This is a genomic window from Sabulicella rubraurantiaca, from assembly GCF_017355885.1.
In the GTDB taxonomy this organism is placed as follows: Bacteria; Pseudomonadota; Alphaproteobacteria; order Acetobacterales; family Acetobacteraceae; genus Roseococcus; species Roseococcus rubraurantiacus.
This window is the reverse complement of sequence record NZ_JAFEUU010000002.1, coordinates 267,571-282,975: the sequence shown is the minus strand read 5'-3', so window position 1 is coordinate 282,975 and position 15,405 is coordinate 267,571. Positions and strand designations below refer to the sequence as shown.

16 protein-coding genes are annotated in these 15,405 nt (G+C 70.1%); 9 read left to right on the top strand and 7 right to left on the bottom strand.

Features of this window, described 5'->3' with window-relative positions; all coding sequences use genetic code 11:
• Nucleotide 1: 1 nt before the first annotated feature.
• Genes JTJ31_RS05320 through JTJ31_RS05305 form a run of 4 tightly spaced genes read right to left on the bottom strand, consistent with a single transcriptional unit; the run spans nucleotide 2 to nucleotide 3,731 of the window.
• Nucleotides 2-1,255, bottom strand: coding sequence for a M20/M25/M40 family metallo-hydrolase (locus JTJ31_RS05320; protein ID WP_207537574.1), 1,254 nt, complete (start codon nucleotides 1,253-1,255; stop codon nucleotides 2-4).
• A gap of 3 nt (nucleotides 1,256-1,258) precedes the next feature.
• Nucleotides 1,259-2,107, bottom strand: coding sequence for an ABC transporter substrate-binding protein (locus tag JTJ31_RS05315; protein WP_207537573.1), 849 nt, complete (start codon nucleotides 2,105-2,107; stop codon nucleotides 1,259-1,261).
• Nucleotides 2,108-2,124: 17 nt separating this feature from the next.
• Nucleotides 2,125-2,898 (bottom strand): amino acid ABC transporter ATP-binding protein, encoded by a 774-nt coding sequence (locus JTJ31_RS05310; RefSeq protein WP_328805675.1) that lies wholly within the window; start codon nucleotides 2,896-2,898, stop codon nucleotides 2,125-2,127.
• The gene (locus JTJ31_RS05305) at nucleotides 2,895-3,731 is read right to left on the bottom strand and encodes an amino acid ABC transporter permease (protein WP_207537572.1); all 837 of its coding nucleotides are present in this window, start codon (nucleotides 3,729-3,731) and stop codon (nucleotides 2,895-2,897) included. Before JTJ31_RS05305 ends, JTJ31_RS05310 begins: the two co-directional genes overlap by 4 nt.
• 113 nt (nucleotides 3,732-3,844) lie before the next feature.
• Between JTJ31_RS05305 and JTJ31_RS05300 the strand changes: the two genes are divergently transcribed.
• Nucleotides 3,845-4,492: a DUF1028 domain-containing protein gene (locus JTJ31_RS05300; protein WP_207537571.1), complete on the top strand. Its 648-nt coding sequence runs from the start codon at nucleotides 3,845-3,847 to the stop codon at nucleotides 4,490-4,492.
• Here the strand turns inward: JTJ31_RS05300 and JTJ31_RS05295 are convergent.
• Nucleotides 4,489-5,112, bottom strand: a complete 624-nt coding sequence (locus tag JTJ31_RS05295; RefSeq protein WP_207537570.1) for a DUF1345 domain-containing protein — start codon at nucleotides 5,110-5,112, stop codon at nucleotides 4,489-4,491. The two genes, JTJ31_RS05300 and JTJ31_RS05295, sit on opposite strands and share 4 nt — an antisense overlap.
• Before the next feature lie 31 nt (nucleotides 5,113-5,143).
• On the bottom strand, nucleotides 5,144-6,250 hold the full coding sequence (locus tag JTJ31_RS05290) for an NAD(P)/FAD-dependent oxidoreductase (RefSeq protein ID WP_236019897.1): 1,107 nt from the start codon (nucleotides 6,248-6,250) through the stop codon (nucleotides 5,144-5,146).
• A gap of 116 nt (nucleotides 6,251-6,366) precedes the next feature.
• Between JTJ31_RS05290 and JTJ31_RS05285 the strand changes: the two genes are divergently transcribed.
• From JTJ31_RS05285 to JTJ31_RS05260, 6 genes are all read left to right on the top strand, one after another.
• Nucleotides 6,367-7,716: an ABC transporter substrate-binding protein gene (locus JTJ31_RS05285; protein ID WP_207537569.1), complete on the top strand. Its 1,350-nt coding sequence runs from the start codon at nucleotides 6,367-6,369 to the stop codon at nucleotides 7,714-7,716.
• A 54-nt stretch (nucleotides 7,717-7,770) separates the two neighbouring features.
• Nucleotides 7,771-8,718 (top strand): carbohydrate ABC transporter permease, encoded by a 948-nt coding sequence (locus JTJ31_RS05280; RefSeq protein WP_207537568.1) that lies wholly within the window; start codon nucleotides 7,771-7,773, stop codon nucleotides 8,716-8,718.
• A complete protein-coding gene (locus tag JTJ31_RS05275) occupies nucleotides 8,715-9,611 on the top strand; it encodes a carbohydrate ABC transporter permease (protein ID WP_207537567.1) in 897 nt (298 codons plus the stop codon). Before JTJ31_RS05280 ends, JTJ31_RS05275 begins: the two co-directional genes overlap by 4 nt.
• A gap of 6 nt (nucleotides 9,612-9,617) precedes the next feature.
• Complete coding sequence (locus JTJ31_RS05270) at nucleotides 9,618-10,718, top strand: ABC transporter ATP-binding protein (RefSeq protein ID WP_207537566.1); 1,101 nt, start codon at nucleotides 9,618-9,620, stop codon at nucleotides 10,716-10,718.
• Nucleotides 10,719-10,808: 90 nt separating this feature from the next.
• A complete protein-coding gene (locus tag JTJ31_RS05265; RefSeq protein WP_207537565.1) occupies nucleotides 10,809-11,522 on the top strand; it encodes a DUF882 domain-containing protein in 714 nt (237 codons plus the stop codon).
• A 72-nt stretch (nucleotides 11,523-11,594) separates the two neighbouring features.
• Nucleotides 11,595-12,662 (top strand): patatin-like phospholipase family protein, encoded by a 1,068-nt coding sequence (locus JTJ31_RS05260; protein WP_207537564.1) that lies wholly within the window; start codon nucleotides 11,595-11,597, stop codon nucleotides 12,660-12,662.
• Between the two features lie 36 nt (nucleotides 12,663-12,698).
• Here the strand turns inward: JTJ31_RS05260 and JTJ31_RS05255 are convergent, their stop codons facing one another.
• Nucleotides 12,699-13,529, bottom strand: coding sequence for a cytochrome c (locus JTJ31_RS05255; RefSeq protein WP_207537563.1), 831 nt, complete (start codon nucleotides 13,527-13,529; stop codon nucleotides 12,699-12,701).
• A 137-nt stretch (nucleotides 13,530-13,666) separates the two neighbouring features.
• On the opposite strand from JTJ31_RS05255, the gene JTJ31_RS05250 reads away from it, so the two are divergent.
• On the top strand, nucleotides 13,667-14,746 hold the full coding sequence (locus JTJ31_RS05250; RefSeq protein ID WP_328805674.1) for a malate/lactate/ureidoglycolate dehydrogenase: 1,080 nt from the start codon (nucleotides 13,667-13,669) through the stop codon (nucleotides 14,744-14,746).
• A complete protein-coding gene (locus JTJ31_RS05245) occupies nucleotides 14,743-15,405 on the top strand; it encodes a hypothetical protein (RefSeq protein ID WP_207537561.1) in 663 nt (220 codons plus the stop codon). Before JTJ31_RS05250 ends, JTJ31_RS05245 begins: the two co-directional genes overlap by 4 nt.

Here is a 15,405-nt window from a genome sequence, read left to right as displayed (position 1 = left end):
CTCAGTTCCCCGCGCGCAAATAGTCATAGGCGGAGAGCAGATGGACCCGCACCACGGCGAGGTACTCCTCCTCCGTCACGTTCTCGTCGCCACGCCCCATGGAAACCGGCGAGGGACCGTAGAGATAGGCGGGCACGCCCTCATAGCGCCAGTAGCGGCTATCCGAGCCACCAAGCGAGGACATGGGCACCGGGCGCCGCCCGGTGGCAGCCTCCGCATTGTCCTGGATGATGCGCATCATCTCGCTCTCCGGATCGGCCATGCTGCCCGGGTAGGAGTGGCTGTGGACGACCGAGAACTCCGCCTCGTGCGCGGCGCAGACCTCCGTCACCTCCTCCAGCACCGCGTCGCGGTCGATGCCGACGGGGATGCGGAGATCCACCTCGAAGCGGCATTCATGCGGGATCTGGTTCACCTTCAACCCGCCCTGGATCACGCCGGGGTTGAAGGTCATGCGGCGCACGACCTCCGCCGCGCCGGCACCCATTCCGGCTTCCAGCACCGCCACCGCCTCCGGCGTCGTCAGCGCGCGCGAGACGGCTTCGGGCAGCACGGTCTCGCGCATGTGGAAGCGCCGCTCGAACTCCGCGATCATCTGCGCTGCGATCTTGACCGGGTTGCGCGACAGATGCGGGTAGCCGCCATGCCCGCCCGGCGCGCGGATGGTGACGATGACGCGCAGCGTGCCCTTCTCCATGAAGCGCACGTTGTTGAGGCCCGAGGGCTCGCCATTCAGGCAGCAATCGCCCAGCACCTCGTTGCGCATCGTCTCGAACAGCCAGCGCGTGCCGAACTCGCCACCCGTCTGCTCGTCCGACACGGCGGTGAGGGTGAGCCGCCCGCCCAGCTCGGCGCGCAGCCCATGCAGCCAGGCATAGGTGATGACGCCTGCCGCGGTGCCCGCCTTCATGTCGGAGGCGCCGCGGCCGAAGATCCTTCCGTCGCGCCGCTCGCCCGACCAGCCGCTTTCGTCCAGCGGCGGGAAGACGTCGATATGGCCGTTGAGCACGAGGTGCCGCCCCGGCCGCGCCCCCTCGAAGCTCCCGACGATGTTGGGGAGGTGCGGCTTGGCAGCGGCGATCCGCCAGGGCGCACCCTGCTTGTCCAGCCAGTCGCCCAGGAAGGTTGCGGCCTCCGTGGTGTCGCCCGGTGGGTTGGCGGAGCGGGCGCGCAGGAAACCCTGCAGGAAGGCGATCAGCCCCTCCCGCTCATCGTCGAGACGCCGGAGCAGGGAAGCGCGCGTCGCATCCGCCATGACTCAGCGCCCCGCGTTGACCGTGATGGCGGAGAGCGCGTTCGCCTCCAGCCCGTGCTTGCGGAGCAGCTCTCGGTAAGTGCCGTTGGCCAGCAGCCGCTCCAGCGCCGTCTTCACCGCGTCGCGCAGCTGCGGTTCGGAGGAGGCGACGGGAATCCCCGTCAGGTTCTCGGTGAAGGGCTCGCCCAGGGTGCGGTACACGCCCGGCTCCTGCCGCATCAGCCAGCCCATGGTCTCATTGCCCTGGACGGAGCCGTCGATGCGCCCGGTGCGAAGCTGGGTGCGCGCATCCACCGAACCCTCGGTGCCGACGACCGTAATGGCGGGGCGGCCCTGCGCCACGCAATTCTCCTGCGACCACGCCTCGATGTTGCGCGGCCAGTTGGTGGAACGGCTGGCGCCGACGCGCTTGCCGCACAGATCGGTGGGCTGCCGAATCTCGGCGTTGCGGTCCAGTGTCATGAACTGCGCCCCGGTGCGGAGGTAGTTCACGAAGTCGAGCGGCCCGCGCCGCGCGGGCAGGTCGGAAATGCCATCGATGGCGAGGTCGATCCGCCCCGTCTGCAGTGAAGGAAAGAACTGCACGAAGGGCATTTCCTGCCACTCCACCGCCACCCCCAGTTCCCGCCCGATCGCCTCCGTCAGCTCCACGTCGAAGCCAAGCCGGGCATTGGTCTGCGGGTCGCGGTAGGTCAGCGGCGGGTAATTCGGATAGGTGGCGACGATGATCTTGCCGGCGCGGCGGATGCGGTCCGGCAGGGCGATGCGGTCCTGCGCCATGGCGGCAAGCGGGGCGAGCAGCAGTGCCGCGCCCAGCAGGGCGGCTGCACGGCATCGGATTCGGTGGAACATCCTCGGTCTCCTCGATTTCAGGCCAGCACGGCGGACAGGAAGGCTCGGGTGCGGGCCTGGCGCGGCTGGCCCAGCACCTGCGCGGCCGGTCCTTCCTCGACCACCGTGCCCGCATCCATGAACACGACCCGGTCCGCGACCTCGCGCGCGAAGCCCACCTCGTGCGTGACCACCATCATGGTGATGCCGCTGCGTGCCAGGTCGCGCATCACCGCCAGCACCTCGCCAACCAGCTCGGGGTCGAGGGCGGAGGTCGGCTCGTCGAACAACATGACCTCCGGCTCCATGGCGAGGGCGCGCGCGATGCCGACGCGCTGCTGCTGCCCGCCCGAAAGCTGTGCCGGCCAGGCATCGGCCTTGTCCGCGAGGCCAACTCGGGCCAGCAGCGCCTCGGCCCGCTCTCGCGCCTCGCGAGCCGGGCGGCGTCCGACTCGCAGCGGACCTTCCATGACGTTCTGCAAGGCCGTCCTGTGCGGCCACAGGTTGAAGCGCTGGAACACCATGCCGAAGCGCCGCCGCTGCCGCGCCACCTGCGGGTCGGGCAGCTCAAGCAGCCGGTCACCCTCCCTCCGGTAGCCGATCAGCTCCCCGTTCAGCCAGACCGCGCCGGCATCCGGCTTTTCAAGGTGGTTCACGCAGCGCAGCAGCGTGGACTTGCCCGAGCCGGATGGGCCGAGCAGGCACACCACCTCGCCCTTCGCCACGTCCAGGCTGACATCGGTGAGGGCCTTCACAGCGCCAAAGGACTTGGACAGGTGGCGCACCGCCACCATGGGCATCGCTTCGCTCATGCGGGGCGGCCCGCCGTCGAGACGCCGCGCGCCAGCCGCCGTTCCAGCATGGCCTGGAACAGGGACAGCACCGTCACCGCCGCGAGGTACCAGGCCGCGGCGACGATCAGCAGCTCGATCACCCGGGCATTGGCGTAGTAGATGGTCTGCGCGTTGCGCAGGATCTCGGAGAACTGGATCACGCTGGCGACGGAGGTGAGCTTCACCATGCTCACCACCTCGTTGCCCACGGGCGGCACGATCACGCGCAGCGCCTGCGGCAGCACGATGCGGAACATGGCCTGGATGCGCGTCATCCCCACCGCCTGCGCCGCCTCCGCCTGGCCCCGGTCCACGGACAGGATGCCGGAGCGCACCACCTCGGCCGTATAGGCCCCCTGGTTGATGCCCAGTCCGAGCCAGGTGGCGACGAAGGGCGTGATGACGTCCACCGTCCGCGCCTCGAACAAGCCGGGAATGCCGAGGCGCGGGAAGATCAGCGCGAGGTTGAACCACAGGAGCAGCTGCAGCAGCAGCGGCGTGCCGCGGAAGAACCAGATGTAGAACTTCGCCACGCCCACCATCACCGGGTTGGGCGACATGCTCATCACCGCCGCCAGCACGCCGAGCGCGAGGCCAAGCGCCATGGCGCAGACCGTCATCACCAGCGTGTTCACCAGCCCCGCGAGGATGACGGGCGCGGTCATGTATTCGCCCACCACCGACCATTCGATCTGCCCCAGGGCAAAGGCGCGGATGACGAGCGCGAGCAGCGCGAGGACGAGGATCGTGGCGAGCCAACGGCCGGGCCGCCGCCGCTGCACCACGCGAAGCGTCCGCGCGTCAGGCAGCATGGGGCCTGAGGGTGCGGAACGTGGCTCCGCGTGCCTTGCTCGTCAGCATGGCGAAGTCTAGGTCTGGCGTTTCAACTCCCGCAAGCCCTGCTGCGGTGCGACACGAGGGCGTCATGACCTTCTCCCTGCTGATCCATTGCCCGCGCACGGGCGCCTTCGGTGCCGCCGTCACGACCTCTTCGCCCGCCGTGGGAGCGCGCGTGCCGTGGACGGCCGCAGGGCAGGGGGCGGTGCTGACCCAGGCGCGCACCGACATGCGCCTCGGCCCACGTGGACTGGCGCTGCTCGCTTCGGGATGCACGGCAGAGGAAGCGGTGGCGGCGCTCGTCGCCACCTCGCCGCACCGGCAATGGCGGCAAGTGGCGGTGCTGGATGCAGCGGGGCGCACCGCGCACTTCACCGGTCCGTCCATCCGTGGCGTGCTTGCTTCCGCCGAGGGGCCGGGATGCGTCGCCATCGGCAATATCCTGGCCAATGACCGCGTGCCGCGCGCCATGCTCGACGCCGCGCTGGCCGCGCCGGACGAAGCCATGGCCGAGCGCCTGCTGCGCGCGCTGGAGGCAGGGGAGGCGGCGGGCGGCGAGGGCGCGCCACTCGTCTCCGCCGCGCTGCGCGTGCAAGGGCCGCACGTGTTTCCCGACGTGGATCTGCGCGTGGATTTCTCGCCGCATCCCCTGGCCGCGCTGCGCGCAACCTGGGAGGCCTATGAACCCATGGCCGAATTGTTCCTGGCCCGGGCGCTGGAGGCAGCCGCGGGCTAGCCCGCGAGGTTGCCCAGCACCTCCAGCGTCACCGCCAGGATCACGGCGTTGAAGGCGAAGGAAACGAGGGCGTGGGTCATCACCAGCCTTCGCATGTCCGGCTTGTTGGTCGGCGTGTCGCTCACCTGACCCGCCGTGCCGACCATGGTGGCGACGTAGAGGAACTCGGTGAACTCCGGCGTGCCGTCGCCGCCGGGGAAGTCGATGCCGCGATCCTCCTCCCAGTATTCGTGCGCGTATTCCTGCGCGAAGAGCAGTTGCACATGCGCCCAGGCCGAGATGATGGTCAGCACGGCCAGCACTCGTTCCCAGATCGCGGCGTTCTTCTCCATTATCAGCTCCGCGACCACCGTGCCGCCCGCCACCGCCGCCGCCAGCAGGGCGATGGCGAGGACCGTGCCGCGACCCTGGCCCAGGCGCCGCGTCCTTTCGCGCATCGCCTCGGGCGTGGCGCAGCCCAGGTGCTTCCAGGCCCAGGTGGCGTGCGCGACCACATGGGCGATCCAGCCGATCATCAGCCCGTCCGTGCCCGACAGCCCAGTGAGGGATACGAGGCCCCAGATGACTGCGCCGCCAGGCAGGGAGAAGAAGATGAACCGGTTGCGGAGCGCCTGTTTCATACCCTCCCCAACGCGGCAAGGATGCGTTGCGTCACCCCGCGAAGCGCTTCGGGTCCACCGGCCCGACGGCGGGGGCAACATCTGGGTCCGGCGCCGACCCGCGCACCAGCGCGGCAATGAGGCGCCCCGCCCCCGGCGCGGTCTGGATGCCGTAGCCGCCCTGGCCGCACATCCAGAAGAAGCCGCGCTCCTCCCCCTCGCCGATGCAGAGCGAGCGGTCGGGGGCGAAGGTCCGCAGCCCGGCCCATTTATGCTCAACCCGCTTCACCTCGATGGCGAGGCCCTGTTGCATTCGGTCCACCGCCACGGCCACGTCGTACTCGTCGGGCTGGGCATCAGTGGGCTCGCTATCCGTCTCGTCGGCCGGGCTGACCATCAGCTTGGACCGTGCCTCCGGCCGCGCGTACCAGCTATGGATCACGTCGCCGACCAGCGGCCAGTCGGTGCTGGTGTAGGGTGCGGGGTCCACGATGCAGGCGGTGCGGCGCTTGGGCTGGAGGCCGAGCGGGCGCAACCCCGCGTTGCGCGCCACCACGTCGCCCCAGGCCCCGGCGGCGTTCACCACGACCGGCGCGGCGAAGATGCTGCCGCCCGAGGTCTCGGCGCGCCACTCGCCGCCCTCGCGCCAGACGCGGCCCGTGCGGCGGCGCAACTCCAGCGCGCCCCCCGCCGCCTTCACCTGCCGCAGGAAACCCTGGTGCAGCGCCGCGACGTCGATGTCGAAGGCGTCGCGCTCGATCAGCGCCGCCTCGGCATAGCCGTCGCGGATCGCCGGCACCAATTCCTTGGCCTCCGCGACCGTGATCGGGGTCAGCCCCATGCCGACGCGCAGCATCTGCTCCATCGCCTCCATCTGGTCGGGCGGCGCGAGGGAGAGGATGGCACGCTTGTGGGCGAGGGGGCCGAACCCTTCGGGCGAATCCTCGAAGAAGGCGCGTGACGCGCCCGTCAGGATGCGGACATCCGTGTTGCCATAGTTGAGGATCCAGATCGCGGCGGAGCGGCCGGTGGCGTGGAAGCCTGCGCTTTCCTCCGCTTCCAGCAGGGCGACGCGGTGCGTGGGGGCGAGGTGGGCGGCAGCCGTGGCGCCGGCCATTCCGGCGCCGATCACCAGCGCATCGAAGCGGTGCATGTCCATGCTTTCATCCTAGGCCACGGGCGGGGGGCGGCAAGGCGGTTGCGCGGCGCCACGCGCGGTGCCTAAGCTTCAGGCAGCGGCGCAAGACCGCATGATGATACAGGAGGAAGTTCGGGATGGCAGACACGTCTCTGCCCCGCCGCGGCGTATTGGCCGCCGGCGCGGGACTCGTTGCAGGGTTGCACGCCCCGGCCGTCTTCGGCCAGGCCACCACCACGCTGCGCTGCGCCTTCTGGGACCACTGGGTCCCCACCGGCAATGGCGCCCTTCGGCAGCTGTGCGGGCAGTGGGGCGAGCGCAACCGCGTCAACGTCCAGCTCGACTTCATCAACACGACCGGCAATCAGCTTCAGCTCACCGCTGCCGCCCAGGCGCAGAGCCGTTCGGGCCACGACATCATCTCGCTCTCGCCCTGGGATGTCGGCACCTATGCCGACCAGCTGGAGCCGGTGGATGACGTGATGAACCGGCTGATCGCCAAGTACGGCCCGGCCAACCAGGTGGCCGAGTACCTGGCGAAGCATCGCGGCGGCTGGCGCGCCATCCCTGCTACCTCCGGCACGCAGAACAAGCCGGCGCTGTGCCGCTTCGACCTGCTGCAGGAACATGCGGGGCTGGACGTGCGCGCCATGTGGCCGGCGGAGAACCGAAAGGGCCCGGGTGCCGACGACTGGACCTGGGAAACCTTCCTTCGCGCCGCCGAGGCATGCCACCGCGCCAACGTGCCCTTCGGCCTGCCCATGGGCCAGTTCACCGACGCGGTGGACTGGGTCGGCGCCCTTTTCGCCTCCTACGGCGCGCGCGTCACCGATGAGCGCGGCAACCCGACCATCCGCAATAACCAGCAGCTCCGGCAGGTGATGGACTATGCCGTGCGGCTGGCACGCTTCCTGCCTAACGACGTCTGGGCCTGGGACGACGCCTCCAACAACCGCGCGCTGATCTCCGGCCGCTCCGCGCTGGTGTTCAACCCGCCCTCCGCCTGGGCGGTGGCGAAGCGCGACGCGCCGCAGGTGGCGGAGAAGTGCTGGACCATCCCCATGCCCTCCGGCCCGCAGGGGCGCTTCCTCGCCTACCTGCCCTGGAACAGCGGCATCTGGAGCTTCGGCCGCAACAAGACCGCCGCGAAGAACCTGCTGGAATTCCTTACCGAGCGGGACAGCGCGGAGGCGACGACCAACACCTCCAACGGCTACGACATCCCGCCCTTCGCCACGATGAGCGACTTCAAGGTGTGGGAGACGGAGGGGCCGCCCGTCGGCACCCTCTACAACTACCCGTTGAAGCCGCACCACGACGCGCGCCCGTCCATCGCCTTCGCGCCCGCGCCCGCCGAGCTGGCGAGCCAGATGTACATCCAGGCGCTGAACACCAAGGTCATCGCGCGTGTCGCCCAGGGCGGCGAGACGATCGAGCAGGCCCTCGGCTGGCTCGAGCGCGAGATCAACAACATGCGCCGCGGCTGAGCGGCGAAGGGGGCAGGGCGGTGCCCTGCCTCCGTCTGACCAAGAGGAACGCGGATGGCCAGTGACGCCACCATCGCCCACGCCGCGCCCGTCATCGCGCCGCGGGCCACCCCGCCCACCACCTTGCAGAAGATGGCGCGGCGCAGATCGACCATCGCCTTCCTGCTCACCCTTCCGCTCCTGGCCGTGATCGGCGGGCTGGTGGCCTGGCCGGCGGCCTACGCCATCTACCTGTCCACGCTGAACCGGCGGATGACCGCCTTCATCGGGCTGGAGAACTACGCGATCCTGCTCGAGAACGACACGTTCCGGATGGTGATCTGGCAATCCTGCTTCTTCGCCATCACCGCCGTGATCCTGAAGGCGCTGATCGGCTTCTGGCTGGCGCACATGCTGCACCACATCCCCTCCAAGGGGCAGCGCGTATGGCGCGGCATGCTGCTGGTGCCCTGGGTGATCCCGCCCGCGCTCTCCACCCTCGGCTGGTGGTGGATGTTCGAGCCGTCCTACAGCAGCATCAACTGGCTGCTTGCCATCTTCTCCGTGCCGCCCGTGCCCTGGCTCGGCGAGATGTGGTGGGCGCGCATCTCCGTCATCATCGTGAACGTCTGGTACGGCGCGCCCTTCTTCATGATCATGTATCTCGCGGCGCTGAAATCGGTGCCGGACCAGCTTTACGAGGCGGCGGATATCGACGGCGCGACGGGCTGGCAGCGCCTGCGGTATGTCACCCTGCCGATGATGCGGAACATCATCTCCATCACGGTGCTGTTCTCGCTCATCGTTACCTTCGCCAACTATGACATCGTCCGTGTGCTGACCAATGGCGGGCCGCGCGACCTGACGCACGTCTTCGCCTCCTACGCATTTCAGGTCGGTGTCCTGTCCGGCAACATTCCGCGCGGCGCCGCCGTATCGCTGTTCATGTTCCCGCTGCTGGCCGTCATCGCCTTCTTCGTGCTGCGCGGCATCAACGAGCGCACCAAGGAGATCGGCGCATGAGCGCGACCGCTGCCCCCCGCGCCGGGCATGGGCTGTTCCACAAGGCGGGCTCGCTGCGGGCCGAGCGGCGCTGGGCGCTGTGGAGCGCCTATGTGTCGCTCGTCATCGCGGCCATCGTCATGCTGGCCCCGCCCTTCTACATGCTGATCACCGCGCTGAAGACCAGCGCGGAGATCGCCGACCTGAACGGCAATCCCTGGATCGTCCGCGACCCGACGCTGGAGAACTTCGCCGCCATCCTGGGCAATGAGATGTTCCGGGGCTTCTTCTGGAACAGCATCCTGGTGACGCTGCTCGTGGTCGTCGTGACCATGCTTATCTCCATCCCCGCCGCCTTCGCCCTGTCCCGCATGCGCTTCTGGGGTTCGCAATGGCTCGCGACAGGGGTGTTCCTCACCTACCTCGTGCCGGACACGCTGCTCTTCATTCCGCTCTACCAGATCGTCGGCGGGCTGGGGCTGCTGAACTCCATCTGGGGGCTGGTGCTGGTCTATCCGACGCTCACCGTGCCCTTCTGCACCTGGATCATGATTGGCTACTTCGCCTCCATCCCGAAGGAGCTGGACGAGGCGGCGCTGATCGACGGCGCGGGCTGGCTGCAGATGCTATGGCGCATCTTCATCCCGGTGGCGCTGCCCGGCATCATCGCCGCGACGATCTTCGCCTTCACCGTCTCCTGGGCGGCCTTCGTCTATCCCACCGCCTTCATCACGCGGCCGGACGAGATGCCGCTGACCATCGGCGTGGTGTCGCAGCTGATCCGCGGCGATACCTTCGCCTGGGGGCAGCTCATGGCCGGGGCGCTGCTCGCGGCGCTGCCGCCTGTCGTCGTCTACGCCTTCCTCATGGACTACTACGTCGCGGGCCTGACGGCCGGCGCAACGAAGGGCTGAGAACATATGGCGCAAGTCACCCTCCGCCGGCTCGTCAAGGAATATGAGGGCGGCGTCCAGGCCGTGAAGGGCATCGACCTGGAGATCGCGGACCATGAGTTCGTGGTGCTGGTCGGCCCCTCGGGCTGCGGCAAATCCACCACGCTACGGATGATCGCGGGGCTGGAGGACATCACGGGCGGCGAGATCAGCATCGGCGGCACGGTGGTGAACGACATCCCGCCGCGCGACCGCGACATCGCCATGGTGTTCCAGAACTACGCGCTCTATCCGCACATGACCGTGTTCGACAACATGGCCTTCGGCCTCACCCTGCGGAAGTTCCGCAAGGACGAGATCCAGCGCCGGGTGATGGAGGCGGCGCGCATCCTGGACATCACGCAGCTCCTCGACCGCAAGCCCAAGGCGCTGTCGGGCGGGCAGCGGCAGCGCGTCGCCATGGGCCGCGCCATCGTGCGCGACCCCAAGGTCTTCCTGTTCGACGAGCCGCTCTCCAACCTCGATGCCAAGCTGCGCGTGCAGATGCGCACCGAGATCAAGAAGGTGCACCAGACCGTCCGCACCACCACCGTCTACGTCACCCACGATCAGGTGGAGGCGATGACCCTGGCCGACCGCGTGGTGGTGATGAATGGCGGCATCATCGAGCAGGTGGGCCCGCCGCAGGAACTCTATCACCGCCCGGCCACGCGGTTCGTCGCCGGTTTCATCGGCAGCCCTGCGATGAACTTCATCCCGGCACGGATCGAGCCCGCGAGTGGCGCGCTGAACCTCCGCCTGCCCGGCGACATCCTCCTCCCCATCCCGGCTGAGCGCTCGGACCGCTACCGCGCCCAAGGGGGCAGGGAGGTGCTGTTCGGCATCCGGCCCGAGCACCTGACCGAGACCCGGCAGGGCCGGGCCACCTATGCGGATCTTGAGGTGGTGCCGGAGGTGATCGAGCCGATGGGCATGGAGACGCTGGTGCATTTCCACATGGATGGCACGCGCGACCTTTGCGCCCGCCTGGACCCCACAATCCCCGCCGCGCCGGGGCAGCCTTTGCGCCTGACCGCCGATCTGGCCAACATGCACCTGCTGGACCCGCAATCCGGAAGGGTTTTGTAGCGCAACCCGGACCCTGCCTCCGGCGTTGCGCACCGGGGGCGGCGCCTAGCCGCGCCTCGCGTACCCACGCCCGGGCGGAAGGGAGAGAAGATGCAGCGACGCGCATGGGTGCTGGGCCTTTCGGCCCTGGCTTGCCCCCGCATCCTGCGTGCGGAGGAGGTGCGACGCCTCGCCGTGCAATTCGTCCATACCGGCCAGTGGTTCCGCGGCCCCTTCAAGTCCGGCGATGAATTCGACCCCGCGGCCGTGGCCGCCTTCTCCACCGTCATGGCCGATCACCGGACCGGCCAGTCCCGCTCCTTCGACCCCGCGCTGCTCGACCTGCTCTGGCGCCTGACGACGACGGTGCGGGTGGCGGAGGTGTCCTGCCTTTCCGGCTATCGCACCCCGGCCACTAATGCGCTGGTCGGCGGCGCGCCGGACAGCCAGCATCTCTCCGCCCGCGCCCTCGATCTGTGGCTGCCCGGCCGCAAGCTGGGCGAGGCAATGGACCGCGCCGTGGCGATGAAAGCAGGCGGCGTCGGGCTCTACCCCACCTGGCTGCACCTCGACACGGGCGAGGTGCGGCTCTGGGACCGGCGCCACGGCGGAACCGGCGCGAAGGGCGAGCGGGAAGTCGAGGCCTCGCCTTGGTCGCTGTCGCGCGTCGCGGTGCGGATGACGCCGCGCTCCTTCTTCACCAGCGAATTGGCCCGCTCGGGCGAGAGGCTGGATCGGCCCGGCCAGGGGCCGATACGCGACATCCCGGCGTTGCGCGGCTCCGGCCAGATCATGCTGCCCGCACCCCGGCCCCGTCGTCGCTGAAGGCCAGTTGAGGGGCGTGCCGCCCCAACGGAAGAATCTCCCGTCACCTGTTTCGGCCCAGAGGAGGTCCCCATGGCCCGAGCGGCGCCCAGGCCCGTCCGGCTCGACCTCGCCCTGCAAGGCGGAGGCGCGCATGGCGCCTTCACCTGGGGCGTGCTGGATCGCCTGCTGGATGAGCGGATCGAGGTCAGCGGCATCAGCGGTGCCAGCGCGGGGGCCATGAACGCGGTGGTGCTGGCCGATGGCTGGCTGAGCGGCGGCGCGGCGGGTGCCCGCTCCGCGCTGTGGCGCTTCTGGAAGCGGATCAGCCGCGCCGCGCGCCGCCACTCTCCCTTCCGCACCCCCTTCGCGGCGGTGTTCCCGCCCGGCCTCGTCTGGACCGGGGAGGCGGCGATGCGGCTCTTTGTGGCGCCCTGGGCGGCGGCGCTCCAGACGATGGCGGGCAATCCCTCGCCCTACCAGTTCAACCCGCTGAACCTGAATCCGCTCCTCGACATCCTGCGCGACTCCGTGGACTTCGCGCGGCTGCGTGCCGCCGAGTCACCGCGCCTGCTCATCGCCGCGACCGACCTTCGCTCCGGCGAGATGCGGCTCTTCCGCAATGCGGAGCTCACGGCGGAGGCGGTGATGGCCTCGGCCTGCCTGCCTAATTTGTTCCAGGCGGTGGAGATCGAGGGCAACGCCTACTGGGATGGCGGCTACCTGGCCAACCCACCGCTCTTCCCTCTCCTGCACGAGGCGGGGGCGGACGACTTGCTGCTGGTGCAGCTCAACCCACCCCGGCGGGAGGCGGTGCCGCGCGACACGGATGCCATCATGGCCCGGCTGAACGAGGTCACCTTCAATGCCGGGCTGGTGCGGGACATGCGCGGCCTCGCCCTGCTGCGCGAGGCGCTGGTGGCGGAGGGCGAGGACCACGAATTCCGCAACCCCTTCTTCGCCCGGGTGAAGCGGCTGCGCCTGCACCGCATTGCGGCATCGGAGGATGACATCCGCCTGCGCCCCGGCAGCAAGCTGGACCCGGAATGGGGCGCGCTGATCCGGCTGCACGGTCTGGGTTCCCGCGCCGCGGAGACGTGGCTGGAGGGGCTTGGCGCCTCGCTCGGGCGCCAATCCACGCTGGGACGCGAGGCGGGCTGAGCCGGGCGACGCTCGTCGGCGGCCCGCTCCCGACGGTCAGCGCGACGGCGGCAGGGCGCGGAGATAGGCGATCAGGTCGCGCATCTCCCCCTCCGGAATCCGCGCGTAATTGGCGAAGGCCATGGGGGGTGCGAGACGCCGCCCGTCGCGGGACACGCCTTCCCGGATGGCGCGCGCGATCTCCGCGTCGCTCCAGTCGTGGAGGCGGGCCGGGGTGATGTCGGGCGGCGCGACCGGGCCGAGCGGCCCGGCGATCGGCGGCCCGCCCTGACCCGCACGCGACAGGTCGCGCTGCCCGTTCGCGCCCATCGGGCTGTGGCAATCCATGCAATGCCCCACTGGCCCGGCGAGGTAGGCGCCGCGCTCCTCCGCCGTGGCGAGACGCGGCGTGACGGATTCCACGGGCGGTCCATAGGCGGGTGGCAGCGGCATGGAGAAGGAGGAAGCGGCGACCGGATTGCGCACCGCCGGCACGGTGCGGAGGTAGGCGACGATGGCGCGCATCTCCGCGTCGCCGAGGTCGCGGTAGAACTGGAAGGGCATGGGTGGGCCGAGCAGCCGCCCGTCGGGCCGCCGCCCCTCGCGGATCGCGACGATGATCTGCTCGTCGGTCCAGGTGCCGAGCCCCGTCTCGCGGTCGGGGGTGATGTTGCTGGTGACGGCGCGGAACAGCCCCGGCTCCTCGATCACCAGCCCGCCGGCCAGCCCCATCCCCGGCAGGTCGCCCTGCGGGCCCTTGGGAGTGTGGCAATTGCCGCAGGCGGCGATGCCGTTCACCAGCGCCTCGCCCCGGCGCACCAGCTCCGGGTCGGGCTGGGCCAGGGCCGGCGAGGCCAGAAAAAGGGCAAGCAGGATGAAGGCGCGCATCGCGTCAGGTCCCCCGTCATTCCGGCAGTCGGATGCTGCGCGGCGTGTCCGCGCCGCGTCAAGCATCCCGCCCGGGTCTGGACGGCGCGAGGCCTGGGGGGCAGTTTCGCGGCAGCCAAAAGGGGAAACTCCACGCCGTGTCGCCCACCACCCACATTCCGGTCGCCCAGCTCGAATCCTTCGTCACGCGCATCTTCGAGGCGGCGGGCTGCGCCCCGGCCGAGGCGGCGCGCATCAGCAACCACCTGGTCGGCGCCAACCTCGCCGGGCATGACAGCCACGGGGTGGACCGGGTGCCGCGCTACATCGAATGGCTGCGCGCCGGCTACGTCATCGCCGGGCAGCAGGCCGAGGTGGTGACGGATGGTGGCGGCTTCCTGGTGGTGGACGGCAAGTTCGGCTTTGGCCAGGTGGTGACGGAGCAGGCCACGCGCCTCGCCATCGCCCGCGCCAAGGAGCACGGCGCCTGCATCATGGCGCTGCGCAATTCCGGCCATCTCGGCCGCCTCGGCGACTATTCGGAGATGGCAGCCGCGGAGGGGCTGATCTCCATCCACTTCGTCAACGTCGCCGGCTCCGTCCTCGTCGCGCCCTTCGGGGGCGTGGAGCGGCGCTTCTCCACCGCGCCCTTCTCCGTCGGCATCCCGCTGCCCGAGGGGCCGGTGATCCTCGACTTCGCCACCTCGCTGGTGGCCGAGGGCAAGGTGCTGGTGGCGAGCAATGGCGGCAAGAAGCTGCCGGCCAACGCGCTGGTGACGGCGGATGGCCAGATGTCCTCCGACCCGCGCACCCTCTACGGCGATTACGCGCCGGTCGGGCCGCGCACGCCGGGCGGCGGCACCGGCGCCATCCGCGCCTTCGGCGACCACAAGGGCTCCGGCCTTGCCTTCATGTGCGAGATGCTGGCGGGCTGCCTGACCGGCAACGGCACCTCCGGCCCGGTGAAGGAGCGGGGGCGGATCAGCAACGGGCTGCTCTCCATCCATCTCTCGGCGAAGCATTTCGGCACCGAGGCCTCGTTCCAGCAGGCCGCGCGCGACTATGTCGAGTGGGTGAAGTCCTGCCGCCCGATCAATCCCGACGAGCCGGTGCTGGTGCCCGGCGAGGTGGAGAACACCCGCCGCGCCGCACGCCATGTGTCCGGCGTGCCGCTGACGCCCGAGACGTGGAAGAGCATCTGCGACACCGCCGCTAGCCTCGGCGTGCCCGCCCCGTGACGATGGAGGAGCGTGCCGCGGCGCGGGGGCGCCTGCTTTCCGCCGCGTCGCGCCGCATCCCGCGCGCCAGCGCGGCGAGCCAGGCCCGTGCCCTTGGCCTGTGGCGCGGCAACGAGGTGCTGTTCCGCAACGAGGCGCAGTTCCAGCTCGTGCTCGACCTCGGCGTGTTCAGCCCGGTGGGGGATCATACCTCCGCCCTGGAGCGCGAGGCGAAGCTGCCGCATGAGGACGCGGCGGAGGCGGAGGTGCTGGCGGCGCTGCAGGAGGCGCGCTTCACCCTATTCCGCGTCGAGGGCCGCCATCCGGAGGGTGGCGTCGCGGCGACGGACATGCTGACCGGCACGTCGCTGCGCGTCGAGGACACGGCGCTGGCGAAGGAGATGTGCTTCGGCGTCGGCTTCGCCGGGCGGCTGATGGCGACCGGCGGCGCGCACATGACCTGCGGCGCTTTGGCCCCGATCTCCGACGAGGTGGTGGAAGCCCTGCTGGGCAAACCCACGCGCATCCTGCCGCCCCCCACGGAGGCGCTGCCGCAGCTCTCGCCCGTCGCGGAGGAGGATGCCGCGGCGCTGCGCGCGATGGCGGCCCAGCCGGGCTTCGCCGTGCGCGTCTGGCGCGCGGTGCTGGACCACAATCTGCTCGGCCCCCGGCCGGACTGA